Genomic DNA, 24,882 nt, shown 5'->3' on the forward strand with positions numbered 1-24,882 from the left:
CGTACCAAGCCCTCTGGACCGCCGTCGGTGCAGTCTGCGATCTATTCCATAGCCAGGAATGCAGAAACTACTTCAAAGCCGCAGGATATGGTCCCGATTGAAGGTGACTTGCTCTAACGGAACAAGATCATCATATTGAAATACAAAAATAAAAAAAGGTCCCGAGTTGGGACCACAGCCTAAACCCCGATCAACCGCGACCGCGCTTTCAAAGCACCCAGCCAAGCCAGCCCATGCACCGTCGCACGGCTGGGCCGATATTCCGCCGCAACCCAGCCCGAATACCCGCTTTCATCCAAGGCTGAACACAGCCCCGTCAGATCAAACCCGCCGCCCCCCGGTTCATTCCGGCTTGGAAACCCCGCGATCTGAACATGGTTGACCCGCGCGCCATGCTTGGCCCAAACCGCCGCCGCATCACCATGTATCCGCGCCGCGTGCCACAGATCAAACTGGATGCCGACCTGATCCAACCCCAGATCATCGACAATCCGCCCCGCCTGATCGAAATCATTCAGGAAATACCCCGGCATATCATCCGGGTTCAACGGCTCCAGCGTGATCACCAAATCCGGTGCCTGCCCGGCAGCCCACAGCAAATTCTCAGTATAAACCTGCTCCGCCTGCGGCCCCTTCGCCACCCCGGCCATCACATGCACCCGAGCCGCCCCCAACCGAGACGCCAGTTCCGCCGCCCGCAAGAACCCCTCGCGGAAGCGCGTCTCCTCACCCGGCACGGCGGCAAAACCACGATCCCCCGCCGCCCAATCCCCCGGCGGCGTGTTGATCATCGCCAGCGGCAGGCCAGCCAAAGCCGCCTCCCATTCCTTCGCCGAATAATCATAGGGGAACAGAATTTCCGCGCCATCAAACCCCGCCTGCGCGGCCAAGCCGGGGCGGTCGAGGGGGGAAACCTCGGTAAATAACATCGTCAGGTTTGCGGCAAATAAAGGCATCAGCGCAGGTCTAGCGAAGGAATCACCGGAAAGAAACAGCCATCTGACCAAAGCCCGAACCAGTCTTCCCCCTGATGCTCGGCATGCACCCCCAATTCCATCAACCGACAGAACGATTTGCGATCAATCAGCGCCTCCAACCCCGCCCGGATATGCACATAAGGCGAAGGCTCCCCACCCTGACCCATCACAACCCGGATCGGATTTTCCGCGCCAGCCACCACCTCATCCTCGGTCTTGGTGAAGAACCGCAAAAGCTGCGCCTCCCCAGACCCCTCCACCTCAAAATCCACCGCCAGCATCGGCGCGTCATCCACCCGGATCCGCACTTTCTCGACCGGAGTGACCAGAAAATACTCATCCCCCTCCCGTTGCAGAATCGAGGAAAACAGCTTCACCATCGGCATCCGCCCTATGGGTGAGCCTTCGTGAAACCAAGTCCCATCCCGTGCGATCCGCATATCAATGTCGCCACAAAACGGCGGATGCCACAGATGCACCGGCGGCGGGCCCTTTTTTGCGGCAGCCTGCACCGCTGCCAGCCCCTCGGCCAGCGGTTTCACGATCATTTGTGCATCTTCGCTTTTTGCCATTTGTACCCGGCGCCTAGATTGGATCATATGGCAGCATATAACCTGTTCCGGAGAATTGTCATGGCCGATCCCACCCAGCTGATAGCCGAGATCGAAACCTTGGGCGCGCGTCTGGCGCAGGCCAAGGCCTCGATCAATCAGCGCTTTATCGGGCAGGATCGCGTTGTCGATCAGGTTTTGGCCGCGATGCTGTGCGGTGGTCACGCGCTGCTGGTCGGTTTGCCGGGGCTGGGCAAGACGCTTTTGGTCGATACCCTGAGCACGGTGATGGGCCTGAAAGGCAATCGCATCCAGTTCACGCCCGATCTGATGCCCGCCGATATTCTGGGGTCCGAAGTCTTGGAAACCGCCGCCGATGGCTCCCGCGCCTTTCGTTTCATCGAAGGTCCGGTGTTTTGCCAGCTGCTGATGGCCGATGAAATCAACCGCGCCAGCCCCCGCACCCAGTCGGCCCTGCTGCAAGCCATGCAGGAAAAGGAAGTCACCATCGCGGGCCAGCACCGCGCCTTGGGCCGCCCGTTTCACGTTCTGGCGACGCAAAACCCGATTGAGCAGGAAGGCACCTACCCGCTGCCCGAGGCACAGTTGGACCGTTTCCTTCTGCAAGTGAACGTCGATTACCCCACCCGCGCGCATGAGCGTGATATCCTGCTTGCCACCACCGGGGCCACCGAATCGCAAGCGCATCAAGTGTTTAGCGCCGATGAACTGCTTGCCGCCCAAACTATCCTGCGCCGGATGCCTGTGGGCGATCAGGTGGTCGAAGCCATCCTTGATCTCGTCCGCGCCTGCCGTCCGGGCGAAGCCGAGGGCCGCGATCTCGCAGGCAGCCTATCGTGGGGCCCCGGCCCCCGCGCCGCCCAAGCCCTGATGCTGACCGTCCGCGCCCGCGCTTTGCTCGATGGCCGCTTGGTGCCCTCCATCGCCGACGTGGCCGCGATGGCAAAACCCGTGCTGGAACACCGCATGGCTTTGTCCTTCGCCGCCCGCGCGCGCGGCGAAACCCTGTCCGGCCTGATCGACCGCACCATAACCCGCGCCCTGCGCACCGAGGCCGCTGCGTGATGCTATCCGCCGATCTGCGCGCGCGGGCCGAAACGCTCGGCCAATCGCTGCCAGCCCTGTTGGCAGAGGCAGAACACTTGGCCGCAACCCTGATGCTGGGCGAACATGGCCGCCGCCGCGCAGGTCAGGGTGATGAATTCTGGCAATACCGCCCCGCGCATCAGGGCGACGCCGCGCGCTCGATTGATTGGCGGCGTTCAGCCAAATCAGACGCGCATTTCGTCCGCGAACGCGAATGGCAAGCCGCGCAATCGGTCACACTTTGGGTCGATGCGGCGCGTTCCATGGCGTTTTCGGGCGATAAAGACCGAGCGCCGAAACTCGACCGCGCCCGCCTGCTGGCACTCGCGCTTTCCGTCCTGCTGCTGCGGGGCGGCGAACGCGTTGGCCTGTCTGGCACCACCCCCAAACCGGGCCGCGCGCAGATCATGTCCCTGCTTGAAGGCCTGTCCTCGGATAACCCTGACGACTACGGCACCCCCGAAATCTCCGGTATGGTCAGCCATGGCCGCGCGGTGTTTCTCTCCGATTTCCTCGGCAACCTCGACCCATTGGAAACCGCCCTCACCCTCGCCGCAGATCGTGGTGTGCGCGGTATTCTGTTGCAAGTGCTTGATCCGGCGGAAGAAGATTTCCCCTACCAAGGCCGCACCGTGTTCGAATCCATGCAAGGCTCCTTGCGCCACGAAACCCAATCCGCAGGCGATCTGCGCAGCCGCTACCTCGACCGCCTTGCCGAGCGTAAAGCCCGCCTGACCAGCCTCGCCCGCGCAATGGGCTGGCATTACCACTGCCACCACACCGGACAATCGGCGCAAACCGCCCTGCTTTGGGCCTACACCGCGCTGGAAGGTGGCCGATGAACATGCTCGCCTTCACCACCCCGTGGCTGCTTTGGGGTCTGATCGCGCTGCCGATCCTATGGCTTCTCCTCCGTGCCATCCCGCCCGCCCCGATCCGCCGCCGCTTCCCCGCCGTGGCGCTGCTGCTGGGCCTGACGGATGAGGAACGCCAAGCCGACAAAACCCCATGGTGGCTGCTGCTTTTGCGCGCTTTGGCCGTCGCCGCCGCCATCATCGGCTTTGCGGGCCCGATCCTGAACCCCGAAAACCGCGCGCCCGGCTCTGGCCCCCTGCTAATCGTGCTGGATGGCGGCTGGGCCGATGCCAGCGACTGGCCACGCCGGATGGATAAAGCCAACACCCTGCTGGCCGAGGCTGGCCGCGCAGGCCGCACCACCGCCGTGATCCGGCTGACCGACCTGCCGCAACCTGTCGAGTTTCAAAACGCCGACGCTTGGGCGGGCCGTTTGGCCGCGATGGAGCCGCAACCCTTCGCCCCGCAAGGCTATGAAGACTGGGCGAAGATCCTGCCCACCGACAGTTTCGACAGCTACTGGCTCTCCGATGGCCTAGACCATCCGGGCCGCGATGCCCTGCTGAAAACGCTGCAATCCAAAGGCAACCTCACCGCCTTCCTCTCCCCCCGCCCGGTCTTCGCCCTGCGCCCCGCCGCGTTTGAGGATGGCAAAATCAGCCTCACCGCCGCCCGCCTGCCCGGCGATCCCGCCGATCTGGACGTAATCGCGCGCGGCCCCGACCCGTCCGGCATCGACCGCGAACTTGCCCGCGCGCCACTGCATTTCGACGCGGGCGCGCCCGAGGCCAAAGCCACGCTCGACCTGCCGCCAGAACTGCGCAACCGCGTCAACCGCTTTGAACTCTTGGGCCAGCGTAGCGCAGGGGCCGTCAGCCTGACCGATGACAGCCTGAAACGCCGCAAGATCGCGGTGATCGGCGGCACGTCTGACCGCGAGGGGCTGCCCCTGCTGCAACCCACTTACTACCTGCGCCAAGCCCTCACCCCCGTCGCCGATCTGGTCGAAGGCGGGCTGTCCGACATAATCCCCGCCAACCCCGATGTGATCATCCTCGCCGATGTCGCCAAACTGACCCCGGTGGAATCGGATAGCCTGCTGGAATGGCTCAACAAAGGCGGCCTCTTGTTGCGCTTCGCGGGCCCGCGTCTGGCCGCCTCTGAACTGTCGCGCGCCGAAGAAGACCAGCTGATGCCCGTCCGCCTGCGCGTAGGTGGGCGATCAGTCGGCGGTGCGATGAGCTGGGGAGAGCCGAAAACCCTCGCCCCCTTCCCCGAAAACTCGCCCTTCCACGGCCTTGCCATCCCCGATGATGTCACCGTCAGCCAGCAAGTCCTCGCCCAGCCCGACCCCGACCTTTCCACCCGCACCATCGCCGCGCTGACCGATGGCACGCCGCTTGTGACCCGCAAAGAAATCGGCGCGGGGCAGGTGGTGCTGGTGCATGTCACAGCCAACGCGGAATGGTCCAGCCTGCCCTTGTCTGGCCTGTTCGTGCAAATGCTCGAACGCCTCGCGGTGTCCACCAAACCCGCGCAACCCGATGCACAAGATCTCGCGGGCCTGACATGGGTGCCGCAAAAGATCATGGACGGCTACGGGGTGGAGCGTGACGCAGGCGAAATCGCAGGCGTTCCCGGCGAAACCTTGGGCAAAGCCATGACCACCGGCCCCGACCCAAACCTGCCCGCCGGGCTATACGCCAGCACAGATCGCAAAGTGGCGCTGAACGTGATCTCTGCCAAAACCGAGATCACCGCCGCCACTTGGCCCGCAGGCACGGCAATCGAGGGCATAGAAACCGTGAAAGCCCAAGCGCTGAAAGGCATCCTGTTGACCGCCGCCACGATCATGCTGGCGCTGGATGTGCTGGCAGCCCTTTGGGTATCAGGCCGTATCGGTGGCCTCGCCCGCACCGCCGCCATCGCCTTGGCACTGATGCTTCCCCACGACGCCCGCGCGCAAACCCCCGACGATATCAAGGCGATAGAAGCCACCCGCGGCGTGGTCCTCGCCTATGTCCAGACCGGCGATGCGACGATGGATCAAATCTCAGAAGCCGGTATGCGCGGCCTCAGCGATCAGCTTTGGCTGCGCACGGCGGTGGAGCCTGAAGCCCCGATGGGCATTGACCTAGAGAAAGACGAACTCGCCTTCTACCCTTTCCTCTACTGGCCGATCACCCCCAATCAACCGATCCCCTCCACCGCCGCCTATGCCAAGCTGAACCGCTTCCTGCGCACCGGCGGCATGATCCTGTTTGACACCCGCGACGGCGATATTGCGGGCTATTCAGGCGACAGCACCCCCGAAGGCCAGACCCTGCAACTGATCGCCGCTGGCCTTGATATTCCGCCGTTGGAGCCGATGCCGAAAGATCACGTCCTGACCCGCAGCTTCTATCTGCTGCAAGACTTCCCCGGTCGCTATGCAGGCGGTGCCGTCTGGGTCGAAGCCTCTGACCCCACCGCCGAGCAAACCGAAGGTATGCCGTTCCGCAACCTGAACGATGGCGTGACGCCAGTGATCATCGGCAGCGCCGATTGGGCATCCGCTTGGGCCACCGACCCCGACGGCGTGCCGATGTTCCCGGTGGGCCGTGGCTATGCCGGCGAGGATCAGCGTGAGATTTCCTACCGCTTCGGCATCAACGTCATCATGCATGTGCTGACCGGAAATTATAAATCGGATCAGGTGCATGTGCCTGCCCTGCTGGAAAGGTTGGGCGAATGAGCCGGACTGTGATCTTCGACCCCCTCATAGCCCTACCCATCATCTGGGCCTTGGCAATCATCGCGGGCCTGCTGGTGGTCTTTGCCCTGTGGAAAGGCCTGCGCGGCTGGCTGCCGCGCGGGCTTGCCTTCGTGGCCCTCGGCATCGCCTTGGCAAACCCATCGCTGCAAGAAGAAAACCGCAAGCCCCTGTCGGACATCGTTTTACTGCTGGTCGATGAAAGCTCCAGCCAAAGCCTGTCAGACCGCAAAGCCCAATCCGAGGCCGCCACAGCCAAGATCACCGCCGAAGTCGCGGCACTGGATAACACCGAACTGCGCCTGATCCGCTTTGGCGATGGCCCGGATGATGCAGGCACTTTGGCGATGACAGCACTGTCGCAAGCCATGGCCGAGGAACCCCGCGCCCGCATTGCAGGCACCATCCTGATCACCGATGGCCAAGTGCATGACCTCAACCTCGCCCCCAACCTACCCGCCCCCCTGCAAGTGCTGCTGACGGGCAAAAAACAAGACTGGGATCGCCACCTGATCATCGAAGACGCCCCGGCCTTCGCGATCTTGGGCGAGGAATTCAAGCTGAAGCTGAAAGTCGAAGACAAAGGCGCCGTGCCATCCTCGGCGGGCCTGACGGTCGCGCTAACCATCGGCGTCGATTCTGACGCCCCAATGACCTTCGACATCCCGGTAAATGAAGACATGGAACTGCCCGTCCGCCTGCCTCACGCAGGCATGAACGTGCTGCAATTCTCGGTCGCTCCGGTGAACGGCGAACTCACCGACCGCAACAATACCGCCGTCGTCCAAGTCAACGGCGTGCGTGACCGTCTGCGGGTGCTGCTGGTGTCTGGCGAGCCGCATGCAGGCGAGCGTGTCTGGCGCAACTTGCTGAAATCCGACCCGAGCGTGGATCTGGTGCATTTCACCATCCTGCGCCCGCCCGAAAAGCAAGACGGTGTGCCCGTCGAAGAACTCTCGCTGATCGCCTTCCCCACCCGCGAGTTGTTCGTCGAAAAGATCAAGGATTTCGACCTGATCATCTTTGACCGCTACCGGATGCGCGGCATCCTGCCGATGGAATACATTGATAACGTTGTGCAATATGTCAAAAACGGCGGCACCGTGCTGGTCGCCGCTGGCCCAGAATTTGGCGCGGTGGATAGCCTGTGGCGCTCGCCTTTGGCCGAAATTCTCCCGGTCGAACCCACCAGCCAGGTCATCGAAGAAGGCTTCAAGCCCAAACTGACCGATCTTGGCCGCCGCCATCCCGTGACCGAGGGGCTGGAGGCTTTGTTCCCGAAAGGCTGGGGCCGCTGGTTTCGCTTGATAGACGTGAACCTGCTGCGCGGCCAAGTGCTGATGTCCGGCCCGCAAGACAAACCCCTGCTGGTGCTGGACCGCGTTGAAAAAGGCCGCATCGCCGTGCTGGCATCCGATCAGGCATGGCTTTGGGGCCGTGGCTATGAAGGTGGCGGGCCGCAGTTGGAACTTTTGCGCCGTCTCGCGCACTGGATGCTGAAAGAGCCGGAGCTAGAGGAAGAATCCCTCACTGCCACCAACAAAGCCGACGTGCTGACCATCACCCGCCGCACCGTGTCGGATAAACCGCCGGGCGATCTGACCATCACCGGGCCGGATGGCAAAACTCAAACCCTGACCCTGCCGCCAGATGGCCCCGGCAAATATAGCCTCGACTGGAAGGCCCCCGCCTTGGGCCTCTATCGCCTGCAACAAGGCGATCTGATCCGCGCGGTCGCGGTTGGCCCCTCCGCCCCGAAAGAGTTTGTCGAAACCCTCGCCAGCCCCGACATCCTCGCCCCTCTCGTCGCCACCATGCAGGGCGGCATCGTCCCAATCGAGGCTGGCCTGCCCGGCATCCGCACAGTGCGCGAAGGCCGCCCCGCCGCAGGTCGCGGCTGGGTCGGCATCACCCCACGCGGCGCATTCGTCACCGAAGACCTGCGCATCAGCCCCTTGGTCCCCGGTTGGCTGATGTTGATCCTCGCGGCAGGTCTGGCGGTGGCCGCTTGGCTGGTAGAAGGCCGCTTCAAGCGGCGTCCAGCATAACTTTGCGCGAGTCCGACGCGAACTCACGCCGGATCAGCATCGCCGAAGTCAGCAAGGTCGTGGCTATTAGCACATAAGGCCCCAGCAGCCAGCCCAAACTGCCCAGTGCGAAATAGATTGAGTGCAGGCCGCGGTTAAAACTTTTCGCCGCCGTGATGTTCAACTCAGCCGCCTGCTGCGCCCGATGTGACGCTGCTGGATCACTGGGATCATTCGGCACCGCCGCCATCATGATCGCACAATAGCCAAAAAGCCGGTTTGACCAGATAAACTTCAGCACGGCATTGGCCAGGAAAATGATCACCAGCAGCACCCGCAGTTGCAATCCGGTGGCATCGGCGGGCAGGGTCAGATCTTCAGCCAACCCGACAATCGCCGCCGGATTGCCGATCAGCGCGATGCCGCCGCCAATCGCGATCAGCGAGGCGCTGGCAAAAAAAGCCGTGCCCTGCCGCAGGCTGTCAATCATCGAGGCGTCAAAAATTCGTGGCTGCCGCGTCAAAAATTGTCGCATCCATTCGCGCCGATATTCTTTCATCAGCACAGTAACCGAAGGGCGGCTGGCAGGCGGATGCTCGATCAACCAGCCGATCCCTGCCCACGCACTTAAAGCCAGCGCTACAGAAAGCGCATCTATGATGTTGAACGGGCCGATGCTGATCATGCTTTGCATTCGCCAAACCTATGCTTTCATGGCAAATCTGGGAAGGGCCAACAGTATCTTGCCATTTCAAAAAATTGGTTATATTTTCTGACCACACAAGGAGTCCGCCATGGATATGCCGATCCCCAACGCCGCAATCGTGGCGCGCAAATCCTCCATCGTCGCCCGCTTGCTGCGCATATTGCCCGCCGATGCGGTGATCAGCGATCCGGCGGAAACCCGCGCTTACGAGTGTGACGCGCTGACCGCCTACCGCTGCGCGCCCATGGTCGTTGTGCTGCCCCGCACCACTGCCGAAGTCGCCGCCATCTTAAAAATTTGCCATGAAGAACAAGTGCCTGTCGTCCCGCGCGGCTCTGGCACCAGCCTTGCGGGTGGTGCTTTACCGACCGCCGATTGCGTGATCCTTGGCGTGGCGCGGATGAACGCCGTGCTGGAAACCGACTACGACAACCGTTTCATCCGGGTGCAATCGGGCCGCACCAACCTCTCCGTCACCGGGGCCATAGAATCTGATGGCTGGTTCTACGCCCCCGACCCCTCCAGCCAACTCGCCTGCGCCATCGCGGGCAATATCGCGATGAATTCGGGTGGCGCGCATTGCCTGAAATACGGCGTCACCACCAACAACCTGCTCGGCGTGACCTTGGTGCAGATGGATGGCACCGTGGTCGAAATCGGCGGACCGTGGCTGGACGCGGGCGGCATCGACCTGCTGGGCGTGATCTGTGGCGCGGAAGGTCAGCTTGGCGTCGTCACCGAAGCCACCCTGCGCATCCTGCCTAAACCCGAAGGCGCGCGCCCCGTTTTGGTCGGCTTCAACAGCAACGAAGTCGCAGGCAGCTGCGTGTCCGATATCATCAAAGCTGGCATCCTGCCCGTCGCCATCGAATTCATGGATCGCCCCTGCATCCGCGCCACCGAAGCCTTCGCCAAAGCCGGCTACCCTGATTGCGAGGCTTTGCTGATCATCGAAGTCGAAGGCTCCCCGCCCGAGATCGCCGAACAACTGACCCGCATTAAAGCGATTGCCATGGCACATAACCCAGTCGAATTCCGCGAAGCCGCCGATGAAGACCAAGTCAAACGCATCTGGTTGGGCCGAAAATCCGCCTTTGGCGCGATGGGGCAGATCAATGATTACATGTGCTTGGATGGCACGATTCCGGTATCCTCTCTGCCCTATGTCCTGCGCCGCATCGGCGAGATGAGTGCTGCTTACGGCCTGGACGTTGGCAATGTCTTCCACGCCGGTGACGGCAATATGCACCCCTTGATCCTATATGACGCCAACAAACCCGGCGATCTGGCTTTGTGCGAGGCCTTTGGTGCCGACATTCTGAAGCTGTGTGTCGAGGTCGGCGGCTGTCTGACAGGAGAGCATGGCGTCGGCATTGAAAAGCGCGATCTGATGGCGGTGCAGTTCAATCCGGTGGACCTTGAGGCGCAGCTAAGGGTCAAGGATGTGTTCGATCCGGGCTGGCTGTTAAACCCGGCGAAGGTGTTTCCGCTGGATGTAACTGCAGGGCGGCGTGCGGGGTGACAGCCCCGGGGGCTCGCCCCCGGACCCCGAGGATACTTGAGCAGAGAGGATGACCATGCGGCCTGCTTCAGAAGCTGATCTGAGCGATATGATCCAAAGTGCGCAGGCATTGCATATCCAAGGCGGCGGCACGCGTGGCGTTGGCTGCGTGGTGGGCGAGGCGTTGGATACCAGTGGATTGAACGGCGTTGAACTCTATGAACCCGGTGCTTTGACTTTGGTGGCGCGGGCGGGAACTCCGCTGGCCGAGATTGATGCACTGCTCGCCTCTGAACGGCAACGCTTGGCCTTTGAAGTGCCCGACATGCGCGCACTTTTGGGCCGTGAGGGCATATCGGCCATCGGCGGCGTGGTGGCCACAAATGCCTCTGGCCCGCGCCGGGTGCAGGTCGGGGCCTGCCGCGATGCCTTGCTGGGGGTGCGGTTTGTCGATGGCCGGGGCGATGTGATCAAGAATGGCGGGCGGGTGATGAAGAACGTCACCGGCTATGATCTGGTCAAGCTGATGGCTGGCTCACATGGCGCTTTAGGGGTGTTGAGCGAGGTCAGTTTCAAGGTGCAGGCGGTGCCAGAGGCTGAAATCACGCTGGTCGCAGAACGGGATTTGCCACAGGGTTTGGCCGATTTGCGCGCCGCACTTGGCTCGCCCTATGACATTTCGGGGGCGGCTTGGGCGCAAGGCCGCGCGATGATCCGGCTGGAGGGCATGGCAGGGTCCGTTGCCTATCGCGCGGGTAAGCTGCAAGAACGACTGGGTTTTGAGCAGGCCAAGGCAGACTGGGCAGCGATCCGCGATGTGACGGCTTTCGCCGCAAGGCCGGGCGCGGTTTGGAAAATATCCCTCAAGCCCACCGAAGCCCCAGCCCTGATCGAACGCCTTGGCTTAGAAGCAATCTGCGATTGGGGCGGCGGGCTGGTCTGGCTGCTTGACCCCTCCGGCACCGCCAATGTGCGCGGCGCAATCGGCGCTTTCGGTCACGCCACCCTGATCCGCCCCATCCCCGGAATGACCCAAGCAACCTTCCCACCCGAAGCCCCCGTTGTGGCAGCCCTCACCGCTGGACTGCGGGCAAAATTCGATCCACGCAGCGTTTTTAATCCGGGGATGATGGGCTGATGCAAACACGTTTCACCGACCTTCAACTGCAAGACCCCAAACTGGCCGAAGCCAACAAGATCCTGCGATCCTGCGTGCATTGCGGGTTTTGCACCGCAACCTGCCCGACCTATCAAGTGCTTGGCGACGAGTTAGACAGCCCGCGCGGTCGGATTTATCTGATCAAGGAAATGCTGGAAACCGGCCGCCCCGCCGATGCGCGCACCGTCAAACATCTGGATCGCTGCCTGTCGTGCCTCGCCTGCACCACCACCTGCCCCTCGGGCGTCGATTACATGCATCTGATTGACCAAGCCCGCGCTTATGTCGAGAAAACCTACAAACGCCCGCTGTCAGATCGTGCCCTGCGCTGGGTGCTCGCCAAAGTGATCCCGCATCCCACCCGCTTCCGGCTTGCGCTGTATGCCGCCAAATTGGGCCGCCCCTTTGCGCGCCTGATCCCCGATGCGCGGCTGCGGGCCATGCTGGCAATGGCGCCGAAAACCATCCCCCCGGTCAGCCGCAACGATGATCCGCAAAGTTTCGCAGCGAAACAGCCGCAGCGGATGCGGGTGGCGCTGATGACCGGCTGCGCGCAAAAGGCGCTGAACATCGATATCAACGACGCCACCATCCGCCTGCTACAACGCTTGGGCTGCGAGGTGGTTATCCCGCGCGGAATGGGTTGCTGTGGAGCGCTGACCCATCACATGGGGCGAGAAGCGGAAAGCCATGCGTACGCCCGTGCCAATATCGCGGCGTTTATCGCCGAGAAACGTGGCGCGGGGTTGGATGCGATTGTCATCAACACCTCTGGTTGCGGCACCACCGTCAAGGATTACGGCCATATGATCGGCACGGTAGAGGCCGCTGAAGTATCCGCCCTGACGCTGGATATATCCGAACTGTTGCAACGCCTTACCCTGCCAGAAGGTGCGCCCAAAGGCCTGACCGTCGGCTATCATGCCGCCTGTAGCCTGCAACACGGCCAGCAGATAAAAACCGCGCCAAAAGACCTGTTAAAGCGTGTGGGCTTCAACGTGGTCGAGCCTGCCGACAGCCATCTGTGTTGTGGGTCGGCGGGCACCTATAACCTGCTGCAACCCGAGATTTCGCAAGCCCTGCGCGCCCGCAAAGTGCAAACCCTGGAGGCCAAGCGCCCCGATATCATCGCGGCGGGCAACATCGGTTGCATGATGCAGATCGGCGCGGCTACAGCCATCCCCATCGTGCATACGGTGGAACTGCTCGATTGGGCCACAGGTGGGCCGAAACCGCGCGCCTTGGGATGATTTGCCTCACATCTGCCGCAGTTTCTGGCTACACCGGGCAACCAGACTGGAGACACCATGCGCTTTACCCTGATCGCCCTCATTGCCCTTGCCAGCCTACCCGCTGCGGCACAAGAATCTCCGCTGGTCAGCTTGCAAACGAGTGATGATTCAAAGGGTTGGAACGCGGTCGGGCGGCTGAACCTTGGCGACCGTGGCTTTTGCACAGGCACCCTGATCGCCCCTGATCTGGTGCTGACCGCCGCCCATTGCCTGTTCGACAAAGAAACCGGCGCGCGGGTTGACGCCCGCGATATCCATTTCCTTGCCGGTCTGCGCAATGGCCGGGCCGAGGCCTACCGCAACGTGGCCCGCGCCGTCGCGCACCCGGATTACGCCTATTCCGGCGAAGACGATCTGGATCGCACTGCCTTTGATATCGCCGTGCTGGAACTCGATCAGCCAATCCGCTTGCCCTCGATCCAGCCGATCGGCACCACGTCGCCGCCCGCCTTGGGCGACGAGGTTGGCGTGGTGTCCTACGCGCAGGATCGCGCCGAAGCACCTTCGCTGCAACAGATTTGCCATGTCATAGATGGCTCGGACAAAGTGCTGGTGCTGTCGTGCGATGTGGATTTCGGCTCCTCCGGCGCGCCGATTTTCACGGTGAAAAACGGCGTGCCGCAGATCGTCTCGGTGGTTTCGGCCAAGGCGGAATCGGACGGCAAAAAGGTCTCACTCGGCACCGCGCTTGAAGCGCCCTTGGCCGTGGTGATGGCGGAACTGGCGAAAGAAAGCCGGGCGGTTTCGGTCGCGGGCACCAAGGTCAACACCCTTTCGGGTGGCAAAGCCAGTGGCGCAAAATTCATCAAACCCTGATTCCCTGACCCTTGATGGGGCTTGAAACCCGCCAAAGCGCTTCCCAAATCAGCGTAGTCTCCAAGGTGCCGCAATCGGGCTTAGGGGGCATCAACCGCCTTGCCCTTATGGGAAGGCTTCCGCGCCGTTCACAAAACGGCCATCGCTTGAAAGAGGATGACTATGCGCAATTTTGATTTTGCCCCGCTCTATCGTGCCACCGTTGGCTTTGACCGTATCGCCGATCTGGTCGATCGGGCTTTGACCGCCGATGTGGCCCAACCCACCTATCCCCCGTATAACATTGAGAAAACCGCCGAAGATGCCTATCGCATCTCGATCGCCGTAGCCGGTTTCTCGCCCGACGAGCTGTCGGTTGAAGTGAAAGACGGCGCGCTGCACGTCACCGCCCGCAAGGCACCAGAAACCGAAGGCCGCGCCTATCTGCACCGTGGCATCGCCACCCGCGCCTTTGATCGCCGCTTTGCTTTGGCCGATCATGTTCGCGTCACCGGGGCCGCCCACGAGCACGGTATGCTGCATATTGATCTGGTACGAGAAACCCCCGAGGCTTTGAAGCCGCGCCGCATCGAAATCGGTCGCCGTGTGGATGTTGAGACGAAAGCGGTAGAATCCCAAGTCGAAACCGTCAACGCCTAAACCTCTCACAGACCCGAAAGGCCCGGCCAAGCGCCGGGCCTTTTGCTTTGCCTCCCGCTCTGCCATACTCTGCGCCACGCCCGCGATAAGCCGCATGGAGAGCAGATGAAAACCCACCTTCCCCCCAAGCAAATCACGGCTGTTGAAACCGCGCACCCGATGCACCCCGCCACCCGCGCACTGGATGGCGGCCTGCGTCCCGATCCGATCACCGGAGCGATTGCGCCCAGCATTTCCATGTCGGTGAACAACGTCTTCACCCCCGGCGGCTCGGCGTTTTCGGCGGATGGCATCGGCGATCTGACCGACCTGCCGTATCTTTACGCCCGCTGGACCAACCCCACCGTCCGCGATCTGGAGCGCCGCCTGTGCAGCTTGGAGTCCGCCGAAGATGCCCTCGCCACCGCCACCGGGGTCGCCGCCATCGCCGCAACCTTCTTGGCGCTGCTGAAATCCGGCGATCATCTGATCATTTCTGACGTGTGCTATGCCGGGGCCTACGAACTCGCCACCCGCATCCTCCCCGGTTTTGGCATTGAGGTCACGCCAGTTAACCTCTCGAACCTCGATACCCTCAAGGCCGCCCTGCGCCCGAACACCAAACTGATCCACGCCGAAAGCCCCTGCAACCCCTTGCTGCGCTTGACGGATCTTGCGGCACTTGCCGAGATCGCCAAAAATGCAGGCGTGCTGACCTCGGTGGACAGTACCCTCGCCACTCCGGTGATCACGCAACCGCTGACCCATGGCATGGATCTGGTGATCCATTCATTAACCAAGTTTATGAACGGCCACGGCGATGCTTTGGGCGGTGCTGTGATTGGCCGCAAAGACCTGATCTCGCGCATCCGCGCCTCATCCGGCGTCTATCTGGGTGCAGCTTTGTCTGCGCAAAACGCCTGGCTGATCCTGCGCGGCATCGACACATTGTTCCCCCGTCTGCGCACCGCTTCGGAAAACGCCATGCAACTGGCAAACCACCTTGAGGCACACCCAAAGGTCTTGGCCGTCACCTACCCCGGCCTCGCCAGCCACCCGCAACACGACCTCGCCAGCCGTCAGATGGCGCTGCCCGGTGGCATGATCACCTTCCAAACCGCCGATCCTGAACGGGTGGCGCAAAAGATGGCGCAACGCTTCCGCGTAATGCACTACGCCTTTTCCTTGGGCCATCAGCGCAGCATCTGCGTCCATATCGGCACCGATGATATCATGGCCTCGACCTACCGCATGACAGGCGAAAGCCTTGCCGATTACAAACGCTTCGCAGGCGAAGGCGTGTTCCGCTTGTCGGTCGGCTTGGAAGACCCGCGCGATCTGATCGACGATCTGAACCGCGCGCTGGCAGATTAACGCCTTCACCCCTCCCCCCGCCGCCCCGGCCTTAAGCCGGAGCCTTGCAGTTTGACATGCACCGCACGAGGCCCCGGCTCCGGGGAGTTATGTGATCAACCCTATCGCTGGCTCAACGCCTTCGCCGTCCGCATCAAATTCACCGCCTCAATCCGATAGCCAAACTCATCCGCCCCGCGCGAGGCCAAAGCCAGATCAATCGCCTGATCCCAGCCCCAATCGCCGAGATACTTCGCCCCGGTCAAAAGCTGCCCAAACCCCGCAATCGCCGCAGCAAACCGAGTTTCATCCGTCACCGGCATCCCGGGCACAATCGGGGTTTCCTGCAACACGCTCGCCCCACCGCCCGGAGCCACCGAGCGCAGCCGCAGATAACCCAACTCGTTAGCCCCCTCAACCGCCGCAGCCGAGCCATAGCGCAGCGGATCATTGCGCAGCGCCGCACTCCCCGGCGCCGTCACCTCATAAATCGCCGTCACCGCCGTGCCCGCGCCAATATCGCCCGCATCCACTTTGTCATTGTTGAAATCCTCACGCGCCAAAGCCCGTGTTTCATAGCCAATCAACCGATATTCCGCGACCTGCGCCGGGTTCCATTCCACCTGAATTTTCACATTATCCGCAATCGGATACAAAGCCCCGGTCAACTGATCGACCAACACCTTGCGCGCCTCGTTCAGCGTATCAATATAGCTGGCCGTGCCATTGCCGTTCTGCGCGAGTGCTTGCATCGTCGCATCGTCCAGATTGCCCCGACCAAAGCCCAGAACCGACAGATAGACCCCGCTTTCGCGCTTCCTGGCGATGAAGTCCTTCAACGCCTCAGGATCATCAATCCCCACATTGAAATCGCCGTCGGTGGCCAGCAGCACGCGGCTGACCTCGCCCTCGGCCTTCATCCCCTCTGCAACCTGATAGGCCAGCTCCAACCCCTGAGCGCCAGCGGTAGACCCACCTGCGGAAAGCTGATCCAGCGCGCCCATAATCACCGCCGTATCGCTGGCTTTGGTCGGCGGCAACACCTGCCCCGCCGACCCCGCATAAGCTACAATCGCCACCTGATCCTCAGGGCGCAACTGCCCCAACATCAGCCCAAGCGACTGCTTCAACAACGGCAGCTTGTTGGCATCTTCCATCGACCCCGAGGTATCTACCAGAAACACCAGGTTCAGCGCAGGCCGATTTTCCACCTGCGGCGCCGCGCCCTGAATTGCGATATTCACCAGCCGCGTGTTCGGATTCCACGGCGTTGGCATCACCGTAATCGTGGGCCGAAACGCCGCATCGCCTTCCGGTTTCGGATAGGCATAGGGGAAATAATTCACCATCTCCTCGACCCGCACCGAGGCCGGATCGGGCAAATACCCCGTATTCAACGAAGACCGCACCGTGGCATAAGACGCGGTATCGACGTCAATCGAAAATGTAGAAACCGGCTCCTCCGCCGTTACCTTCACCGGATTAGCGTCGGCAGTGGCGAAGACTTCGGTGTTTTCAGGGGGTTGCGGTGCCGCCTCCATCACGGGCATCTCGGCCACGGTGCCAGCAGGGGCGGCATAACTTTCAACCGCCTGATCCATCGCCACACCGCCACGGGCTTGCGCCATCGGTGCCGGAGCAGCCTTCATCTTAGGCTCTGTCAAACCCGCCATAGCGGATGCAGCATCGGCGGGCGCTTGCGCCGGAGCCTCGGCTTCGGTCTTGGCCAGAGCATCCACTTCGGGGCTTTGCAGCTCGGGTTTGGCCTCGGCCAAAGGTTTGGCGGGTGCGGTCGGCGAGGCTTGCGGTGTTGCGTTTTGCTCGGTCACTTTCGGCACAACAGGCAGTGTTTCCGGCGGCACTTGCACCTGCAAACCGCCCCGCGCCCGTTCCATCGGCCCCTTCCCCGACAGCGGCAAGATCACCACAAACCCCACCAACAGCGCCGCAACCGAAGTCGTCGCCGCCAGCACAGGTTTCATTTTCAATGCGTTCAACATGGCCAAACCCCTCTGCAAAATACCCGCCTTCACAGGGCGGTCTTGCATAGGACGCGCAGCCTCGGTCATTCCTTGGAGACTCGATTGCAAACGGTCAAAATTTTCCACAGCCAACCGCATCGCCGCCGCTTTCGCATTGGCATCAGGCGGCGGCACAGCACGCAGGGCGGCTTTCAGGGCGTCAAATTCATCGCTCATCTTGCATCCTCCGCCGCCATCGCGCGCAGGCGTTTTTTCACCTCGGACATCCGCCAGGCCACCGTACCTTCGGAAATCCCTAACACCAAACCCGCCTCGGCTTGGGTCATCTCCTCACCCAAAACCAAAGCCACCGTATCGCGCAGCTCAACCGACAGTCGCGCCATCGCGGCCTGCAACCAATCCTGCGCCTCGGCTTGGCTACTAATCTCATCCTGCCGCGCGATTTCCCAATCACCCCAACCACTTGCGGCCTTGGCATGGGTGGCCTGACGGCGGCGCAAATCATGCGCTGCATTCATCACCACCCGGTAAAGCCAAGTGGTAAACCGCGCCTCGCCCCGCCAATGCCGCAGCTTTATGGGCAAGGCCGCGCAAATATCCTGCGCCAGATCTTGCGCCTCGGCCCGCAGCCCGATCAGCCGGTAAGCCAGCCCGTAGATGCGATCGTAATGCCGCTCCACCAGCAGCGCAAAGGCTTGCCGATCACCGCCAGCGGCAGCAGAGGCGAGAGTCTCATCTGGGGTTTCCATCAGCATGACAGTATTCAGACGCAGGCGATCCCGCAATCCTTGGCCGCCATGCAAAAGAAAAGCGCGCCCGAACGGATCGGGCGCGCACCTTCAGTTGTAAGGGCAGTTATATCGGCCTTCACCACAACATGTTGTGGAAAACACCCTGAAATCCGCCTTGAAACACAAGTCATTCCCCGCTGGGAAGAATTTGGGTCGTGGAGACGGGCTTAATAGATCAGCCCGTCATAAACTCCATAGGCGCTGTTGGTCGAACCCAACTGCCGGGTCTGGCCCTGCGCATCGGCATAGGCGACGACGGCGTTATAGGTGCCGGGGCCAAACGAGCCGTCGATACCACCGCGATAGTAGCCATAGGCCGACAGGCGGCGCTGGATCAGACGGCGCTCTGACGACGAATAATTGTTGAACGCCCGCGCGGCGGCGGTGCCGTAAACCGAGACCCGCTGCGGCTCGTAGCGGGGTTCATAGCGCGGTTGGTACTGCTGATAGCGCGGCTGTTCATAGCGCGGTTCATACCGAGGCTCGTAGCGTGGCTCATAATGCTTCTTGTTCGGCTTTGTTTCGCGAATGATGCCTTGCAACAGAATGACGCCAGCAGCGCCTTTCAGCACGTCTTGCTCTCGTTGGCCCCAAGCCAATGCAGGGGCAGCGGGCAAAGCAACCGCAAGGGCAAGCAATGCGGCGATGGTGTTCCGTTTGATGTTTGAGACAGCGGGCAGCATGTCATATCCTTTCATGTTGTTGGCCAGCGAGAGCAGTCTCGTTGGGCCGATGAGAGCAACATGTGGATTGAACGCGCGATAAGCAAAATCGTTGCCTTGATAGGCGATAACAATGCGGTGTTTGCGGCGGGATGCAGCACGCACCCCACCGTGAGTCATTTATTTAATACGGAAATCAAAATGCTTGCGCACGTTTTCTTCGATCTTCCAGATGCCCTTGAACGTAGGCTCCACCACGAAAGAATCGCCCGCCTTGATGGTAACCGGAGTGCCGCCATCCGGGGTGATGGTGATTTTACCCTCAATCAGCACGACATATTCGTAAGCCGTATAGGTGGCGTGATAGCTGCCAACGGTACATTCCCAGATGCCGGAAACCATATCGCCCGCCGCCGAAGTGTGCAGCGCCCAAGTCTTCATTTTCGGGCTACCTTCGGTGACAATCCAGCCATCCAGATCGGCGGTGGATGGCTCCAGCCCCTCGGTTGAGGCAAGTTTGGTGACGCTTTGCATGGCAATACTCCTGTTGATTTGGCCAATACTCTGGCGATTGCAGACAATTTGTCCCAGCCGTCCCCGACATCTACCCCCTCAGACCCGACAGAAGGGCCTTGCTTTGCAGCAAACCAAACCCGATATCTTGCACAACCTTGTGGAGTATCCCTTGCACCGTATCCCCCTTCCCGAACGCCCCGACTGGCGCACTGAGGCCGAAAAGCTTGGTTTCACCTTTGCCGATATGTATGGCGAACCCTATTGGGATGAAACCTCGGCCTATAGTTTCACTTTAGCCCAGATCGAAGACGACATCGAAGATCCCAGCACCGAACTGCATGCGATGTGCCGCGAAGCCGTGGCAAAGGTCATAGACTCCGAAAGCCTGATGCAGCGCATGGATATTCCGCGCGCGCATTGGGATATGGTGGCGCAAAGCTGGCACGATGCCGAGCCGGAATTGTACGGTCGCTTCGATCTGGCCTATGATGGCAACGGCCCCGCCAAACTGCTGGAATACAACGCCGACACCCCGACCTCGCTGTATGAAAGTGCATCTTTCCAATGGCTGTGGTTTGAACAGCAACTGGCCGCCCGTGTGCTGCCGCAAGGTGCCGATCAGTTCAACAACATCCATGAGGCAATGGTCGCCCGTCTGGCCGAAATGTTCGCCCCCGACACCGACTTGCATTTCGCAGCCGTCGCTGGCGCACCGGAAGACTATGCCACGGTGGAAACTATGGCCTGGGCCGCGCGCGAAGCCGGTTTGGGCGCGCATTACACCGATCTCGACAAGATCGGCATCAGCGAGGGCGGCCAGTTCACCGATGCCGAAGATCGCGTGATCGGCGCGCTGTTCAAACTCTACCCATGGGAAGACCTGCTGCGCGATCCCTTCGCCGACAAGATCGCCGCCTCTGGCTGTCGCTTCATCGAGCCCGCATGGAAAGCCATCCTGTCGAACAAGGCGATCCTGCCGGTGCTGTGGCAGATGTTCGAAGGCCACCCCAATCTGCTGCCCGCCTTTTTCGAGGATGAGGCCGCCTTGGGCCGTGCCCCTGATCTGTTGGCGCAGGGCTATGTCACCAAACCGATCTTCTCGCGCGAAGGCCAATCGGTGACGATCCACCAAAATGGCACCGTGTTAGAGGCCGCCACCGCCCGCGATTACGACCAGCACCCGAAGATCGTGCAAGCCTACCACCCGCTGCCCATCTTTGCCGACATGCGCCCGGTGATCGGCGCTTGGATGGTGGGTGAGGCCTGCGTCGGTATGGGCCTGCGCGAAGATCGCAGCCGGATCACGCAAGATTTGTCGCGGTTCAAGCCGCATTTCATTGAGGGGTAAGGCGATGAAACGCTCACGCCATGTTGCACTCTCCTTGCTGGGCGCTGCCGCGTTCGGCTTGGCAGCCTGCACCGAGGAAAAGACCGAAGCCAGCGCCTTTGCCGACAAGGCAAGCTGTCTTGCAGCCGCCAAGCCTGACGGCTGGTTCAACGCTGCCGATTGCGAAACCGCCTTTGCCGAGGCGCAAAAGCTGCACGAGGAAACCGCCCCCCGCTACGAAAGCCGCGAATTGTGCGAGGCAGAACACGGCGCAGGCGCGTGCGGCGGCGATGCGGCAGCAAACAACGGCGGTGGTGGCTCGGTGTTCATGCCGCTGCTGATGGGCTACATGATCGGGCAGGCCTTGGGCGGCGGTCGGGTGATGTCGCAGCCCGTGGTGCGCTCGGCTGGCGGCGGCTTTGCCACCCCAGATGGCGGCACCCGCATCAGCAACCTGAACAGTGGCGGCAAGATCAACGCCAGCGCCTTCAACAAGGCCCCTGTGACCAAAGGCTTGGCCCCGATGACAAAAACCCAAGTTCAATCGCGCGGCGGCTTTGGCAGTTCAGGTGCGGCGCGGAGCGTGGGCGGATAAGAAAAACGGCGCGAGAGTTTCCTCTCGCGCCGCCCTATCTACCGCCGCCCGCCTTAAACCGACAAGCAGACGTATTTCAGTTCCATGTAATCATCAATGCCGTGGCTCGATCCTTCACGGCCCAGACCTGACTGCTTCACCCCACCAAACGGGGCCATCTCGTTGGAAATCAGCCCGGTGTTTACACCCACCATGCCGTATTCCAACTGCTCCTGCACACGGGTGATACGGCCAATATCCTTGGCGTAGAAGTAGCTTGCCAGACCAAAGATCGTATCATTGGCGCGGCGAATGACTTCTTCCTCGCTCTCGAAACGGAACAAGGGGGCCAGCGGCCCAAAAGTTTCCTCGTTGGCGACCTTCATATCCTTGGTCACCCCCGTCACCACGGTCGGCTGAAAGAACGTGCCGCCCAAAGTATGACGCTTACCGCCGGTCAACACTTTGCCGCCACCTGCAATCACATCGGCGATGTGTTCTTCAACCTTCTCAACCGCATCTTCGTTGATCAAAGGCCCAGTGGTCACACCAGCCGTCAAGCCATCGCCAATCGCCAGCTTACCAACTGCGAGCGCCAGCTTCTCGGCAAAGGCATCATACACCCCGGCCTGCACATAAATCCGGTTCGCACAAACGCAGGTCTGCCCATTGTTGCGGAACTTTGAGATCATCGCGCCCTCAACCGCCGCATCCAGATCGGCGTCGTCAAACACGATAAACGGCGCGTTGCCGCCCAATTCCATGCTGCATTTCAACACCTGCTCCGCCGCCTGACGCAGCAAAATCCGCCCCACTTCGGTCGATCCAGTGAAGGTGATTTTGCGAATGGCCGGGTTCTCGCAGAACTCCTTGCCAATCTCGGAAGACCGCGAAGACGTGATCACCGAGAACACACCGCCCGGCACCCCAGCCCGCTCCGCCAACACCGCCAGCGCAATCGCCGACAGTGGCGTCTCAGCCGCAGGCCGCGCCACAAAGCCACAGCCAGCCGCCAGCGCCGGGGCCACCTTGCGCGCGATCATCGCATTCGGAAAATTCCACGGCGTGATCGACGCACAAACCCCAATCGGCTGTTTCAAAACCGAAATCCGCTTGTCACGCATATGGCCGGGAATGATCTGGCCGTACGTGCGCTTGGCCTCCTCGCCAAACCATTCGATATAGGCCGAACCATAAGCGATCTCGCCCTTGGCCTCGGCCAAAGGTTTGCCCATCTCGGCGGTCAGAATCGTCGCCAGATCTTCCTGCGAAGCCATGCACAGATCAAACCATTTGCGCATCACCTGCGCGCGCTCTTTACCCGTCCGCGCCGCCCACTCCTTGCGGGCAACATCCGCCGCAGCAATCGCCCGCGCCGCATCCGCACGGGTCAAATCCGGCACCAAAGCAATCACATCACCGCGCGCCGGGTTGGTCACGGCAAAAGTCGCACCATCTGCAGCGCCAATCCACTGCCCCGCCACATAGGCCTTGTTCGGCAGCAGGCTGGGGTCTTTCAGCAAAGAACGCAGATCGGTCACGGAATCGAGCATGGGGGCCTCCATCAGCACGGGTTGCCCCTGCTTGCCCGCTCTGGACTTAAAAGTCCACATCCTCCACCAATGCTGGACCTAGACTGAGCGTCAAACTGGAGTGATCAAGATGGACATGACCCGCGAATACCTGAACGGCGCTTTCATTCCCGGATCAGAAACCCTGCCCGCCCTCTGGGCAACAAAAGCCGCCAAATTCCGCGATAGCCTCGGCCCCCGCGCCCGGCTTGACCTCGCCTACGGCCCCGCCCCCCGCAACCGCTTTGACCTGTTCCTGCCCCATTCCACACCCAAAGGCCTGATGATCTTCATCCACGGCGGCTACTGGCTGGAGACCGATAAAAGCCTGTGGTCCCACCTCGCCGCCGCAGCCATCCAGCGCGGCTGGGCCTGCGCCCTGCCCGGCTACACACTGGCCCCTGAAGCCCGCATCGCCCAAATCACCGCCGAAGTTGACGCCGCCATCACCACCGCCTGTGCCGAAATCGCTGGCCCGTTGGTGATCACCGGCCATTCCGCAGGCGGCCATCTCACCGCCCGGATGGGCAACCCCGACCGCAGCGCCGCCCTGAAAGCCCGCCTCACCCGCATCGTGCCGATCTCACCGCTTGCCGATCTGGAGCCGCTATCGCAAACCGATATGCAAACCAACCTGCACCTCGACGAAACTGAAATCGCGCAGGAAAGCCCCGCCCGCCATGCACTGACCACGACTGCCCATATCTGGGTCGGAGGAGCGGAACGCCCCGCCTTTCTCTGGCAAGCCCGCACCCTGTCGGAAAACTGGAACTGCCCTTGGACGGTAGATGCCGGTACACATCATTTCAACGTAATCGACGGCCTCGAAGATCCAAACTCACCCCTGATGCAAACCTGCCTCAACGGCGTCTGACGCCCCTAAGGTCATCCTCTCTGCACAAATATCCGGTGTTATGTAGCAAACGCACCAAGCCATGGAGGCTTGAGTGATGTTTAAGCTAGCTTTGATAATTATAGTCTGGGTATTCAGCTTTAATGAAGCCTCCGCGTTCGTGGCAGTATTCACGGCAGAAAAATTGTGTGATGTGCAAGCCCACGCCTGTCAACGTAATGGATGCGGCCAATGGCGAAAAGTTTCATCTGATTGCTAGACCCGCGCAAACACTCAATAGCGGCGGCGCTGGCGAAAACAGAAAAATCTGTGAATTCCCACCAAGTCGCGCCGCCCGCATGAATCAGTGTTCTTTCAGGTTTGAGCGGGTTTACCTCTTTGTGTACATCGAATGGCTTATGAAGGGGGGGATGTTTTCCGACATGAAACACTACATTGCTTCTAAATATTTGATGCGGCGCGCTGCCTTGCTGACTAAAGAAGGCAGTTCCGCCGCCAGAATTTACAATGAAAACACCGCCCGCATCAAAACTATCACTGACCCAGAGTTGGCTTCCGGACAGCTTTGGCGGGTGCGCAGCCGCGAGTTCATCGCGAGAGATACTCCAAGTTCCCCAGACCAATATTACACCCACTACGCTGAGTATTACCCCGAAAACCGCCGTGCCACTCATAACCAATGTCCACGCAGCGGTTGTTTCCTGGGCTACAAGATCGCGTTCTTCGCGCTCATTTACGCGGTATGCCTGATGTGCCTTCGCAAGGCAGTCAATAAGGCTTATCCCCTTTGATCCGGCGGCACATGATGTAGTGCGACGCGGCTTGCCAACTTAAAATGTTCTGGTATTGTTCTACTCATGCCAGCCAGATGGAAAAATGACAAACCTATGTC

General features: G+C 61.2%; 22 protein-coding genes. 14 read left to right on the top strand and 8 right to left on the bottom strand.

From position 1 onward, the window contains the following. Nucleotides 1-179: 179 nt before the first annotated feature. A complete protein-coding gene (locus ACP7AP_RS21665) occupies nt 180-956 on the bottom strand; it encodes a hydroxypyruvate isomerase family protein (protein WP_426037602.1) in 777 nt (258 codons plus the stop codon). Further along, nucleotides 956-1,525: a DUF1285 domain-containing protein gene (locus ACP7AP_RS21670; RefSeq protein ID WP_426037604.1), complete on the bottom strand. Its 570-nt coding sequence runs from the start codon at nt 1,523-1,525 to the stop codon at nt 956-958. Before ACP7AP_RS21670 ends, ACP7AP_RS21665 begins: the two co-directional genes overlap by 1 nt. Nucleotides 1,526-1,609: 84 nt before the next feature. Between ACP7AP_RS21670 and ACP7AP_RS21675 the strand changes: the two genes are divergently transcribed. Genes ACP7AP_RS21675 through ACP7AP_RS21690 form a run of 4 tightly spaced genes read left to right on the top strand, consistent with a single transcriptional unit; the run spans nt 1,610 to nt 8,290 of the window. After that, nucleotides 1,610-2,614: an AAA family ATPase gene (locus ACP7AP_RS21675; protein WP_426037606.1), complete on the top strand. Its 1,005-nt coding sequence runs from the start codon at nt 1,610-1,612 to the stop codon at nt 2,612-2,614. Next, complete coding sequence (locus ACP7AP_RS21680; RefSeq protein WP_426037640.1) at nt 2,614-3,477, top strand: DUF58 domain-containing protein; 864 nt, start codon at nt 2,614-2,616, stop codon at nt 3,475-3,477. Before ACP7AP_RS21675 ends, ACP7AP_RS21680 begins: the two co-directional genes overlap by 1 nt. Beyond that, entirely contained in the window at nt 3,474-6,224 is a 2,751-nt protein-coding gene (locus ACP7AP_RS21685) for a DUF4159 domain-containing protein (RefSeq protein WP_426037608.1), read from the top strand. Before ACP7AP_RS21680 ends, ACP7AP_RS21685 begins: the two co-directional genes overlap by 4 nt. Further along, the gene (locus ACP7AP_RS21690; RefSeq protein ID WP_426037610.1) at nt 6,221-8,290 is read left to right on the top strand and encodes a hypothetical protein; all 2,070 of its coding nucleotides are present in this window, start codon (nt 6,221-6,223) and stop codon (nt 8,288-8,290) included. The genes ACP7AP_RS21685 and ACP7AP_RS21690 overlap by 4 nt, the downstream gene beginning before the upstream one ends. Here the strand turns inward: ACP7AP_RS21690 and ACP7AP_RS21695 are convergent. After that, on the bottom strand, nt 8,271-8,963 hold the full coding sequence (locus tag ACP7AP_RS21695; protein ID WP_426037612.1) for a DUF599 domain-containing protein: 693 nt from the start codon (nt 8,961-8,963) through the stop codon (nt 8,271-8,273). The two genes, ACP7AP_RS21690 and ACP7AP_RS21695, sit on opposite strands and share 20 nt — an antisense overlap. Nucleotides 8,964-9,063: 100 nt before the next feature. Between ACP7AP_RS21695 and ACP7AP_RS21700 the strand changes: the two genes are divergently transcribed. From ACP7AP_RS21700 to ACP7AP_RS21725, 6 genes are all read left to right on the top strand, one after another. Continuing rightward, nucleotides 9,064-10,497 (top strand): FAD-linked oxidase C-terminal domain-containing protein, encoded by a 1,434-nt coding sequence (locus ACP7AP_RS21700; RefSeq protein WP_426037614.1) that lies wholly within the window; start codon nt 9,064-9,066, stop codon nt 10,495-10,497. 55 nt (nt 10,498-10,552) lie between these two features. Then, complete coding sequence (locus ACP7AP_RS21705) at nt 10,553-11,614, top strand: FAD-binding protein (protein WP_426037616.1); 1,062 nt, start codon at nt 10,553-10,555, stop codon at nt 11,612-11,614. Further along, a complete protein-coding gene (gene glcF / locus ACP7AP_RS21710) occupies nt 11,614-12,885 on the top strand; it encodes a glycolate oxidase subunit GlcF (RefSeq protein ID WP_426037618.1) in 1,272 nt (423 codons plus the stop codon). Before ACP7AP_RS21705 ends, glcF begins: the two co-directional genes overlap by 1 nt. Nucleotides 12,886-12,942: 57 nt before the next feature. Next, nucleotides 12,943-13,743: a trypsin-like serine peptidase gene (locus ACP7AP_RS21715; protein WP_426037620.1), complete on the top strand. Its 801-nt coding sequence runs from the start codon at nt 12,943-12,945 to the stop codon at nt 13,741-13,743. Nucleotides 13,744-13,905: 162 nt separating this feature from the next. Beyond that, the gene (locus ACP7AP_RS21720) at nt 13,906-14,382 is read left to right on the top strand and encodes an Hsp20 family protein (protein ID WP_426037622.1); all 477 of its coding nucleotides are present in this window, start codon (nt 13,906-13,908) and stop codon (nt 14,380-14,382) included. Nucleotides 14,383-14,487: 105 nt separating this feature from the next. Next, nucleotides 14,488-15,735: a trans-sulfuration enzyme family protein gene (locus ACP7AP_RS21725; protein ID WP_426037624.1), complete on the top strand. Its 1,248-nt coding sequence runs from the start codon at nt 14,488-14,490 to the stop codon at nt 15,733-15,735. Between the two features lie 101 nt (nt 15,736-15,836). Here ACP7AP_RS21725 and ACP7AP_RS21730 read toward each other — a convergent pair whose 3' ends face one another. From ACP7AP_RS21730 to ACP7AP_RS21745, 4 genes are all read right to left on the bottom strand, one after another. Then, nucleotides 15,837-17,714 (bottom strand): YfbK domain-containing protein, encoded by a 1,878-nt coding sequence (locus ACP7AP_RS21730; RefSeq protein ID WP_426037642.1) that lies wholly within the window; start codon nt 17,712-17,714, stop codon nt 15,837-15,839. Nucleotides 17,715-17,908: 194 nt separating this feature from the next. Continuing rightward, nucleotides 17,909-18,445, bottom strand: coding sequence for an RNA polymerase sigma factor (locus ACP7AP_RS21735; RefSeq protein WP_426037643.1), 537 nt, complete (start codon nt 18,443-18,445; stop codon nt 17,909-17,911). Between the two features lie 209 nt (nt 18,446-18,654). Then, nucleotides 18,655-19,185 carry a peptidoglycan-binding domain-containing protein gene (locus ACP7AP_RS21740; protein ID WP_426037626.1) on the bottom strand — a complete coding sequence of 177 codons (531 nt, stop codon included), beginning with the start codon at nt 19,183-19,185 and terminating at the stop codon, nt 18,655-18,657. 144 nt (nt 19,186-19,329) lie between these two features. After that, nucleotides 19,330-19,683 carry a cupin domain-containing protein gene (locus ACP7AP_RS21745; RefSeq protein ID WP_426037628.1) on the bottom strand — a complete coding sequence of 118 codons (354 nt, stop codon included), beginning with the start codon at nt 19,681-19,683 and terminating at the stop codon, nt 19,330-19,332. A 151-nt stretch (nt 19,684-19,834) separates the two neighbouring features. Here ACP7AP_RS21745 and ACP7AP_RS21750 point away from each other — a divergent pair, with 151 nt between their 5' ends. Next, complete coding sequence (locus ACP7AP_RS21750; protein ID WP_426037630.1) at nt 19,835-21,013, top strand: glutathionylspermidine synthase family protein; 1,179 nt, start codon at nt 19,835-19,837, stop codon at nt 21,011-21,013. Nucleotides 21,014-21,017: 4 nt separating this feature from the next. Next, on the top strand, nt 21,018-21,587 hold the full coding sequence (locus ACP7AP_RS21755; protein WP_426037632.1) for a DUF1190 domain-containing protein: 570 nt from the start codon (nt 21,018-21,020) through the stop codon (nt 21,585-21,587). 53 nt (nt 21,588-21,640) lie between these two features. Here ACP7AP_RS21755 and ACP7AP_RS21760 read toward each other — a convergent pair whose 3' ends face one another. After that, a complete protein-coding gene (locus ACP7AP_RS21760) occupies nt 21,641-23,119 on the bottom strand; it encodes an NAD-dependent succinate-semialdehyde dehydrogenase (protein WP_426037634.1) in 1,479 nt (492 codons plus the stop codon). Nucleotides 23,120-23,228: 109 nt separating this feature from the next. On the opposite strand from ACP7AP_RS21760, the gene ACP7AP_RS21765 reads away from it, so the two are divergent. Both ACP7AP_RS21765 and ACP7AP_RS21770 read left to right on the top strand, forming a co-directional pair. Continuing rightward, nucleotides 23,229-24,011 (top strand): alpha/beta hydrolase, encoded by a 783-nt coding sequence (locus ACP7AP_RS21765; RefSeq protein WP_426037636.1) that lies wholly within the window; start codon nt 23,229-23,231, stop codon nt 24,009-24,011. A 170-nt stretch (nt 24,012-24,181) separates the two neighbouring features. Then, nucleotides 24,182-24,781, top strand: coding sequence for a hypothetical protein (locus ACP7AP_RS21770; RefSeq protein WP_426037638.1), 600 nt, complete (start codon nt 24,182-24,184; stop codon nt 24,779-24,781). Nucleotides 24,782-24,882 lie beyond the last annotated feature (101 nt).

This window comes from Cypionkella sp. TWP1-2-1b2 (assembly GCF_049896245.1).
Taxonomy (GTDB): domain Bacteria; phylum Pseudomonadota; class Alphaproteobacteria; order Rhodobacterales; family Rhodobacteraceae; genus Cypionkella.

Bases quoted from the DNA above. Each gene is read 5' to 3' on its own strand.
- ACP7AP_RS21665 (WP_426037602.1), bottom strand. From the start codon at position 956: ATGCCTTTATTTGCCGCAAACCTGACGATGTTATTTACCGAGGTTTCC.
- ACP7AP_RS21670 (WP_426037604.1), bottom strand. From the start codon at position 1,525: ATGATCGTGAAACCGCTGGCCGAGGGGCTGGCAGCGGTGCAGGCTGCC.
- ACP7AP_RS21675 (WP_426037606.1), top strand. From the start codon at position 1,610: ATGGCCGATCCCACCCAGCTGATAGCCGAGATCGAAACCTTGGGCGCG.
- ACP7AP_RS21680 (WP_426037640.1), top strand. From the start codon at position 2,614: ATGCTATCCGCCGATCTGCGCGCGCGGGCCGAAACGCTCGGCCAATCG.
- ACP7AP_RS21685 (WP_426037608.1), top strand. From the start codon at position 3,474: ATGAACATGCTCGCCTTCACCACCCCGTGGCTGCTTTGGGGTCTGATC.
- ACP7AP_RS21690 (WP_426037610.1), top strand. From the start codon at position 6,221: ATGAGCCGGACTGTGATCTTCGACCCCCTCATAGCCCTACCCATCATC.
- ACP7AP_RS21695 (WP_426037612.1), bottom strand. From the start codon at position 8,963: ATGCAAAGCATGATCAGCATCGGCCCGTTCAACATCATAGATGCGCTT.
- ACP7AP_RS21700 (WP_426037614.1), top strand. From the start codon at position 9,064: ATGGATATGCCGATCCCCAACGCCGCAATCGTGGCGCGCAAATCCTCC.
- ACP7AP_RS21705 (WP_426037616.1), top strand. From the start codon at position 10,553: ATGCGGCCTGCTTCAGAAGCTGATCTGAGCGATATGATCCAAAGTGCG.
- glcF (WP_426037618.1), top strand. From the start codon at position 11,614: ATGCAAACACGTTTCACCGACCTTCAACTGCAAGACCCCAAACTGGCC.
- ACP7AP_RS21715 (WP_426037620.1), top strand. From the start codon at position 12,943: ATGCGCTTTACCCTGATCGCCCTCATTGCCCTTGCCAGCCTACCCGCT.
- ACP7AP_RS21720 (WP_426037622.1), top strand. From the start codon at position 13,906: ATGCGCAATTTTGATTTTGCCCCGCTCTATCGTGCCACCGTTGGCTTT.
- ACP7AP_RS21725 (WP_426037624.1), top strand. From the start codon at position 14,488: ATGAAAACCCACCTTCCCCCCAAGCAAATCACGGCTGTTGAAACCGCG.
- ACP7AP_RS21730 (WP_426037642.1), bottom strand. From the start codon at position 17,714: ATGTTGAACGCATTGAAAATGAAACCTGTGCTGGCGGCGACGACTTCG.
- ACP7AP_RS21735 (WP_426037643.1), bottom strand. From the start codon at position 18,445: ATGGAAACCCCAGATGAGACTCTCGCCTCTGCTGCCGCTGGCGGTGAT.
- ACP7AP_RS21740 (WP_426037626.1), bottom strand. From the start codon at position 19,185: ATGAAAGGATATGACATGCTGCCCGCTGTCTCAAACATCAAACGGAAC.
- ACP7AP_RS21745 (WP_426037628.1), bottom strand. From the start codon at position 19,683: ATGCAAAGCGTCACCAAACTTGCCTCAACCGAGGGGCTGGAGCCATCC.
- ACP7AP_RS21755 (WP_426037632.1), top strand. From the start codon at position 21,018: ATGAAACGCTCACGCCATGTTGCACTCTCCTTGCTGGGCGCTGCCGCG.
- ACP7AP_RS21760 (WP_426037634.1), bottom strand. From the start codon at position 23,119: ATGCTCGATTCCGTGACCGATCTGCGTTCTTTGCTGAAAGACCCCAGC.
- ACP7AP_RS21765 (WP_426037636.1), top strand. From the start codon at position 23,229: ATGGACATGACCCGCGAATACCTGAACGGCGCTTTCATTCCCGGATCA.
- ACP7AP_RS21770 (WP_426037638.1), top strand. From the start codon at position 24,182: ATGTGCAAGCCCACGCCTGTCAACGTAATGGATGCGGCCAATGGCGAA.